We start from the raw sequence: 6,000 nt of genomic DNA, 5'->3' as shown, positions 1-6,000 counted from the left end.
GGATGCGCTGCCGGCGGGCATTCTCGACGCCCACTGCCTGGCAATCTACAACCCCGATGGCGAATTGCGTGGCTCGCACCTGTACGACACCAACTCCGGCAACGTGAAGCGCGGCATCTGCTCGCTGCCCTATGTGCGCCAGTCGGACGGCGAGGTGGTGTATTTCCCGTCCAACCTGATCGACAACCTCTTCCTCAGCAATGGCATGAGCGCCGGCAACACCCTGGTCGAAGCCCAGGTGCAATGCCTTTCAGAGATCTTCGAGCGGGCGGTGAAGCGCGAAATCCTCGAAGGCGAAATCGCCCTGCCCGACGTGCCGCCGGACGTGCTGGCCAAATACCCCGGCATCCTGGCCGGCATCGACGCGCTGGAGAAGCAGGGCTTTCCGGTGCTGGTGAAGGATGCATCGCTGGGCGGGCAGTATCCGGTGATGTGCGTCACCCTGATGAACCCGCGCACCGGCGGCGTGTTTGCATCCTTTGGCGCGCACCCCAGCCTGGAAGTGGCGCTGGAGCGCAGCCTGACCGAGCTGCTGCAGGGACGCAGCTTTGAAGGCCTCAACGACCTGCCCCGCCCCACCTTTGAAAGCAACGCCGTCACCGAGCCAAACAACTTTGTGGAGCACTTCATCGACTCCAGCGGCGTGGTGTCGTGGCGCTTCTTCAGCGCCAGGGCCGATCACGAATTTGTTGAATGGGACTTTTCCGGCCACGGAGAAAACTCCAATGCCATGGAGGCCGCCACCCTGTTCGGCATTCTCGAAGACATGGGCAAGGAAGTGTACGTGGCGGTCTATGACCAGCTCGGCGCCACCGCCTGTCGCATCCTGGTGCCGGGCTATTCCGAGGTCTACCCGGTGGAAGACCTGATCTGGGACAACACCAACAAGGCCCTGCTGTTCCGCAAGGACATCCTCAACCTGCACCGCCTTGACGACGCCCGCCTGGAAGCCCTGCTGGAACGCCTGGAAGACAGCGAGCTGGACGATTACACCGACATCATCACCCTGATCGGCATCGAGTTTGACGAAAACACCGCCTGGGGCCAGCTGACCATCCTGGAATTGAAGCTGCTGATCAATCTGGCCTTGCAGCAATTTGAAGCCGCGAAGGAACAGGTGGAAACCTTCCTGCAATACAACGAAAACACCGTCGAGCGCGGGCTCTTCTACCAGGCCCTGAACGTAGTGCTGGAAGTGCTGCTGGACGATGAGCTGGAACTGGATGACTACGAAACCAACTTCCGCCGCATGTTCGGCAACCCGCGGATGGACGCGGTGCTGGGCTCAGTGGACGGCAGCGTGCGCTTCCACGGCCTGACCCCGACGAGCATGAAACTGGAAGGGCTGGACAGGCACCAGCGGCTGATTGACAGCTACAGGAAGCTGCATGGGGCGCGGGGTAAGGGGGTGGCTTTGGCGGGTTAGGAGTGGGGCTGGGATCGGGCGCAAGCAAACCAAGTATTTGCACAGAAAAATAGGCCTATAACCCCTTCTTGGTGGATCTTTCTTACTAGAATTCTGTGCAAATGACAGCCGATTGCACACTGCAGATCCATGTCGACGATGGGTGGCGTGACGCATAAAGAAGGGCGCGGACGCACCAAAGGCAGGCCCCTCATCCAACGCGAATCCCTGGTCGCAGGACTCAAGGCGATGGCGCCAGCCCTTGAGGACGTGGCGAACCAGGGAGAGCGCTTTGGCCTGGATACCGAGACGCTCCATCACCTGCGGCCCGGGATTCTCGCCCGCGCCCAGGAACTTGCCGACCTGACTTGACGCATGGACAAACGCTACAAGAGCATCTCCGCCTCCGAGCAACTGGACCTGCGTCGGGAGGCCATCGAATCCGTCCTCGCCCACCCGGAATGGTCGCTCCCACAAGCCATCCGCCATATGAGGAGAACAATCCGACTGACGACAGCGGAGATGGCCAAGCTCTCCGGTGTCTCACACCGGACCCTTCAAGACATCGAGCAGGAACGCAGCGAAGGGAGTGTGCAGACCATGAACCGGATTTTTGGCGTGTTGGGGCTGAGACTCGGCGTCTGCCGGATCATTGTGCCGCCACTGGATGGGGATAGCTGAGCGGACCTACGTTCTCCGGCTTCGAAGCGGAGGACATTTTTGCGCAGCTATTCATTGCTGATCCTGCTGTTCGATCCAGGTGTGCGGAAACGGGGTCGGGGACAGATCGGGCATGCCTCGCTGTGGGGGCGTAGCTCACCCCACCTGAGAGGATGGAGCGCAGCGAGATGGATACCCGCATATCGCGATGTGGCAGCGACTTGCCATTCTGACTCTGGTGCTGAGTGACAGGTGATCGGCCGAAGCGGAAGGTCATGCATATGTGCTTGGCTGACTGCTGACGGCCAACTCCTGCCGGTGATGACGGGCAGGTTTTGTGCACTTTCGCTCTGCCGGATGGCTATTGGCCGAACATTCGCCTCTGTGTTAAGGCAGGCCGCTTCTTGAGGCTTCCCGCACGTCCGCGAGTGCCTTAGTGTCAAGGTGCCTGTCCTCAAGCAATGCACATTTTCGTAGTCGACCAGCATGTAGCTGGGTCGCATGCATCCTCCCCGGTGCACATGGTGATTGTCCGAGGAGGGTCGAACTACTCGAGCAGGCGCATGACGCTTTGGTCAAGCGCTTTGCGGAAGGCGTCGAAGCGCTCTAGGCGCATGCCTTCAGCCTTCGCCTCGAAGTTGCGGATCTGGTCCATCGCCGGCGCCAAGGCCGGATTGTTCTCGACCAAAGTCTCCTTGGCCGCAATGCGGTGCAGCAGCGAGCTACACAGGTGCTGACCTTGGCGCGTCAATCCGGTGAAGAGCACAACCGCGCTCACGTTCGTCTCCAGCCTCACGTAGCGGACGTGATCATCGTATCGATGCAACCTCGGGTGAAACGTGTCGGTGAATTCCCGGGGGCTCGGGTATCGGCGCCGCGCTGTCGAGATGGCGCCCCACACGTCATTGGTCTTGGCGCCGTTGCAATCGCTACAAGCCACTGCCAGATTCCAGAATTCGATGGAGAACTGCGGGTAGTGGTGCCGCGGAAGGATGTGCTCGATGGGTTTGGCGTACGCCGTGCTGACCAGCCAGCGGCGGCAATAGCAGCACCGCCCCCCCTGCAACTCCAACAGCCGGCGCCTGAAGGCGGACTTGATGGAGGCTCCCGTGATGGTCCCCAGCGCCGTAACATCGGCCATCGCGTCCAGCGTCGGCCAAACATCGACAAACGGACGTGAGCGCGCCTGGGTCCACAACTTCCGAAGCAGCACCTGCGTGCGTGGGACATGCTTCTTGGTTTCATGCGCCACACCGAGGTACAGCTTGAGCTCTCGGCGCATTTCTATCCGCGAGGGATGTGTTCCCTTGAACCAACTCATGTGGCGTTTCCTCGCTCGATCGACGCGAGTTCATCGATGGCCGAACGGGTGCGAGCGACCAACTCCAGGTCTTCCCGCGCATGCGACAACTGCGCCGAGCCGGCCATCCGAATGACCTGGTCCATCAACTCCAGCTCTTCATGCAGCGACTCCAAGGTAGGAAGATTCCCATTCTGTTCGGGCGACCGGGCATTGAGACGCTGGATGGTTTGCGACACCATCGCGGCGCAGCGCTCGTGCACTTGCCGGTTGTTCGCCGTGTAGGTCCGAAATCCATCGAACAATGCCGTCTCGACCGATCGACGCTGACGAATGCCAAGTTCAGTGAGCCCATGCCTGCGGGCGACGAAACATTTATCGTCGCGATGGGTCGCGCTGGCGACGACGACGGGGGAGTGCGTCGCCACGACCATTGAGCAGCCCATGCGGGAGCCAACGATCTCCAACATCCCCGGAATGGCGCGCTGCCAGCTCACGTGAAGGCTCAACTCCGGCTCGTCTACCAGGATCACGGTGCTGTCGCCGGCGTAGGCCGTGAGCTTGAGGGCCAGGGTCAGCAGTTGCTGCTCCCCCGAGCTCAACTCGCCGAATCTCGTTATCGAACGCTGAGACTCCTGTCGCATGAGACCCAGCTCGTACCTGTTCGCGCCTGCGTGCTGAAGGATGCGCGCGTTCTCATCGGCGCTTTCCGTGAGCTGCTGCAGTTCGGCGTAACGCTCTCGGTCGTCATCGAAAGATCTGTTCAGGCCAAATGGCACCAAGTACCGACGCTCGCCGAAGCCGAGGTGCCTCACGACCGCGTCGAAGACCTTGAGCCGCTCGGCGCTCACGTGGATCTCGCGCACCATGCGATTAACGTCCGCCGAAGTGCGGCCAAGCGCAATGCCGCTTTCCGAGGTGCGGGCCCCGACATAGATGAACTGCTGTCCGTCGTGCTTGGGCCGCTCGAACGGAAACCTGTCCGTCAGTCCGAACGAGATGCCGACGACGCGCTGGCCTTCCTTCACCAAACGATCCGCCAGATCACCGAGCAGAATGCTCTTGCCTTCGCCGTTGTTGCCAATGACGTAGATGCGCGTGCCGTCGTCACGTCCTTGCCGCAGGGCCTCCAAAACGGGGGCGTTGTTGAGCAAAGGCATGAACGTCTTGCGCTTCGTCTCCTTGTCCGCGCCTTCGATATAGACGGACGCAGCGAGCCTGTAGGCCTTCTCGGCGAGTTCGCTAACATGAACGCGCCGGCAGACGCCCTCCACGTCCCGATACCCGTCCTTGAAGTAAGCCTCCAGCATTCCTTCTAAGTCGTCCGATCTGAATTTGTGCCGCCTTGGGAGGCTCGAGGAGGGCCACCCCTCCGGCGTGCCAAGCGACACAATCGCAGCCACGAACGCCATCAGGAGGCCGGCCTCGCGAAGTTCGCCTCTGCCGGCGAGACCTTTCGCGTCCACCATCAGCACATGGTTGCTTGGCAGCTCCCCTTCCCCGAGTAGCCAAGCCGACACCTGCTTGCGCGATCCATGTCGGCGATCTTGGGGAAGATCGATCACCGCGAGCAGCCGACCGCTGCGCACGAGATACTCTCGCAGATTGTTTCGCCATCCCCCGGCCGATCGATCGGCACCAGGAACGATGATCAAACTCACTCCGAGATCGGACTGATTCTGCAGCAAGTGGCCCAGGGCCTCGAGCGAGGTTTGGTGATCGGCCCATCTTTGTGAATGCGGACGCCGCCCCGTGGGGTCTCGGCGCGGATGATCAACCAGCAAAAAGCGACGGCCGACGAAGGACGCAAGATCGTCTTCGCGCGGTGGCTGGTCCTCCGCATCAATGCCGTGAAGGCTAAGCCGAAGACCGATGAAGAAGTTCAGGCGGTCGATCACGCCTATGCGCGCGGACGTCTCCACCCTGAGGAGAGTACTCCGCAACACGGCGAACTCGCCCGTTGTTGCGAAATACTCAGAGATACGGTCGACGCGTGCCGAGAGGTGAGCCGCCAAAGCCGCTGCAGTGTCGCCACTGCGGTACCCGGTCACGGTCAGGCGACTGACGACTCGATGAAACACCTCGTCGAAACAGTCCAGTAGGAACTCCCTCTGCGAGGCCCAGGCCCCCTCAAAGTGGTCGAGCATTCTGACGATGTTTTCGAATGCTTGAAAAGATCCGACCTCGCGCGGGACGTCGGCTTGGCCGGTGATCCGAAAGATTCTGGCCAGCGCATCGCACGCGCCAAACCATGCTTGACGAAAACGATTCTCTTCCTGGTATGGATCTATTGTCGTCAGGATCATAAAAATCTCCCTCGCCCGGTGGGTCATCTCGTCGGGCCAAGGCCCTGGCGACCGCGCCACGCAGGTGAGACCAATCACTATCAGCGCGAACCGCTCGAACTCGTCCTCCCTCAGCCCGGAGGGCGCACGCAGCGCGCGCAATTCCTCCCAGAACTTCGCCGTCTGTACGGCCCGCTCGTCAAACATTATTCCTCCCTCGGAAGATGGCCAGTTCCAGCCTTGGCTTATGAGCCCATTTTCACATCATCAAGGCTTTGTGTGTTATGCCGATCGAGTTAGAGGGGCGTGTCGCGGGGACGGAGACTTTGGGGGTGTTTGACCGGAAGCTT

General features: G+C 60.9%; 5 protein-coding genes. 3 read left to right on the top strand and 2 right to left on the bottom strand.

All coding sequences use genetic code 11. The annotated features are described in order from the left end of the window. The 3 genes from ACIQ09_RS02900 to ACIQ09_RS02890 all read left to right on the top strand — a co-directional run. Positions 1-1,426: OsmC domain/YcaO domain-containing protein (locus tag ACIQ09_RS02900; RefSeq protein WP_398305822.1), on the top strand; the 1,426-nt coding region annotated here is incomplete at its 5' end. Between the two features lie 228 nt (positions 1,427-1,654). Then, complete coding sequence (locus ACIQ09_RS02895; protein ID WP_398305819.1) at positions 1,655-1,777, top strand: hypothetical protein; 123 nt, start codon at positions 1,655-1,657, stop codon at positions 1,775-1,777. 3 nt (positions 1,778-1,780) lie between these two features. Then, positions 1,781-2,086, top strand: a complete 306-nt coding sequence (locus tag ACIQ09_RS02890; protein ID WP_398305816.1) for a helix-turn-helix domain-containing protein — start codon at positions 1,781-1,783, stop codon at positions 2,084-2,086. Between the two features lie 526 nt (positions 2,087-2,612). On the opposite strand, the gene ACIQ09_RS02885 is transcribed toward ACIQ09_RS02890, so the two are convergent. Together ACIQ09_RS02885 and ACIQ09_RS02880 are read right to left on the bottom strand one after the other, a co-directional pair. Further along, complete coding sequence (locus tag ACIQ09_RS02885; RefSeq protein ID WP_398305813.1) at positions 2,613-3,386, bottom strand: HNH endonuclease; 774 nt, start codon at positions 3,384-3,386, stop codon at positions 2,613-2,615. Further along, on the bottom strand, positions 3,383-5,857 hold the full coding sequence (locus ACIQ09_RS02880) for an AAA family ATPase (RefSeq protein ID WP_398305810.1): 2,475 nt from the start codon (positions 5,855-5,857) through the stop codon (positions 3,383-3,385). Before ACIQ09_RS02880 ends, ACIQ09_RS02885 begins: the two co-directional genes overlap by 4 nt. Between the last annotated feature and the right edge of the window lie 143 nt (positions 5,858-6,000).

Source organism: Zoogloea sp. (genome assembly GCF_044344315.1).
Classification (GTDB): Bacteria; Pseudomonadota; Gammaproteobacteria; order Burkholderiales; family Rhodocyclaceae; genus Zoogloea.
The sequence above is the reverse complement of the archived record's forward strand: the minus strand, read 5'-3'. Positions and strand labels throughout refer to the sequence as shown.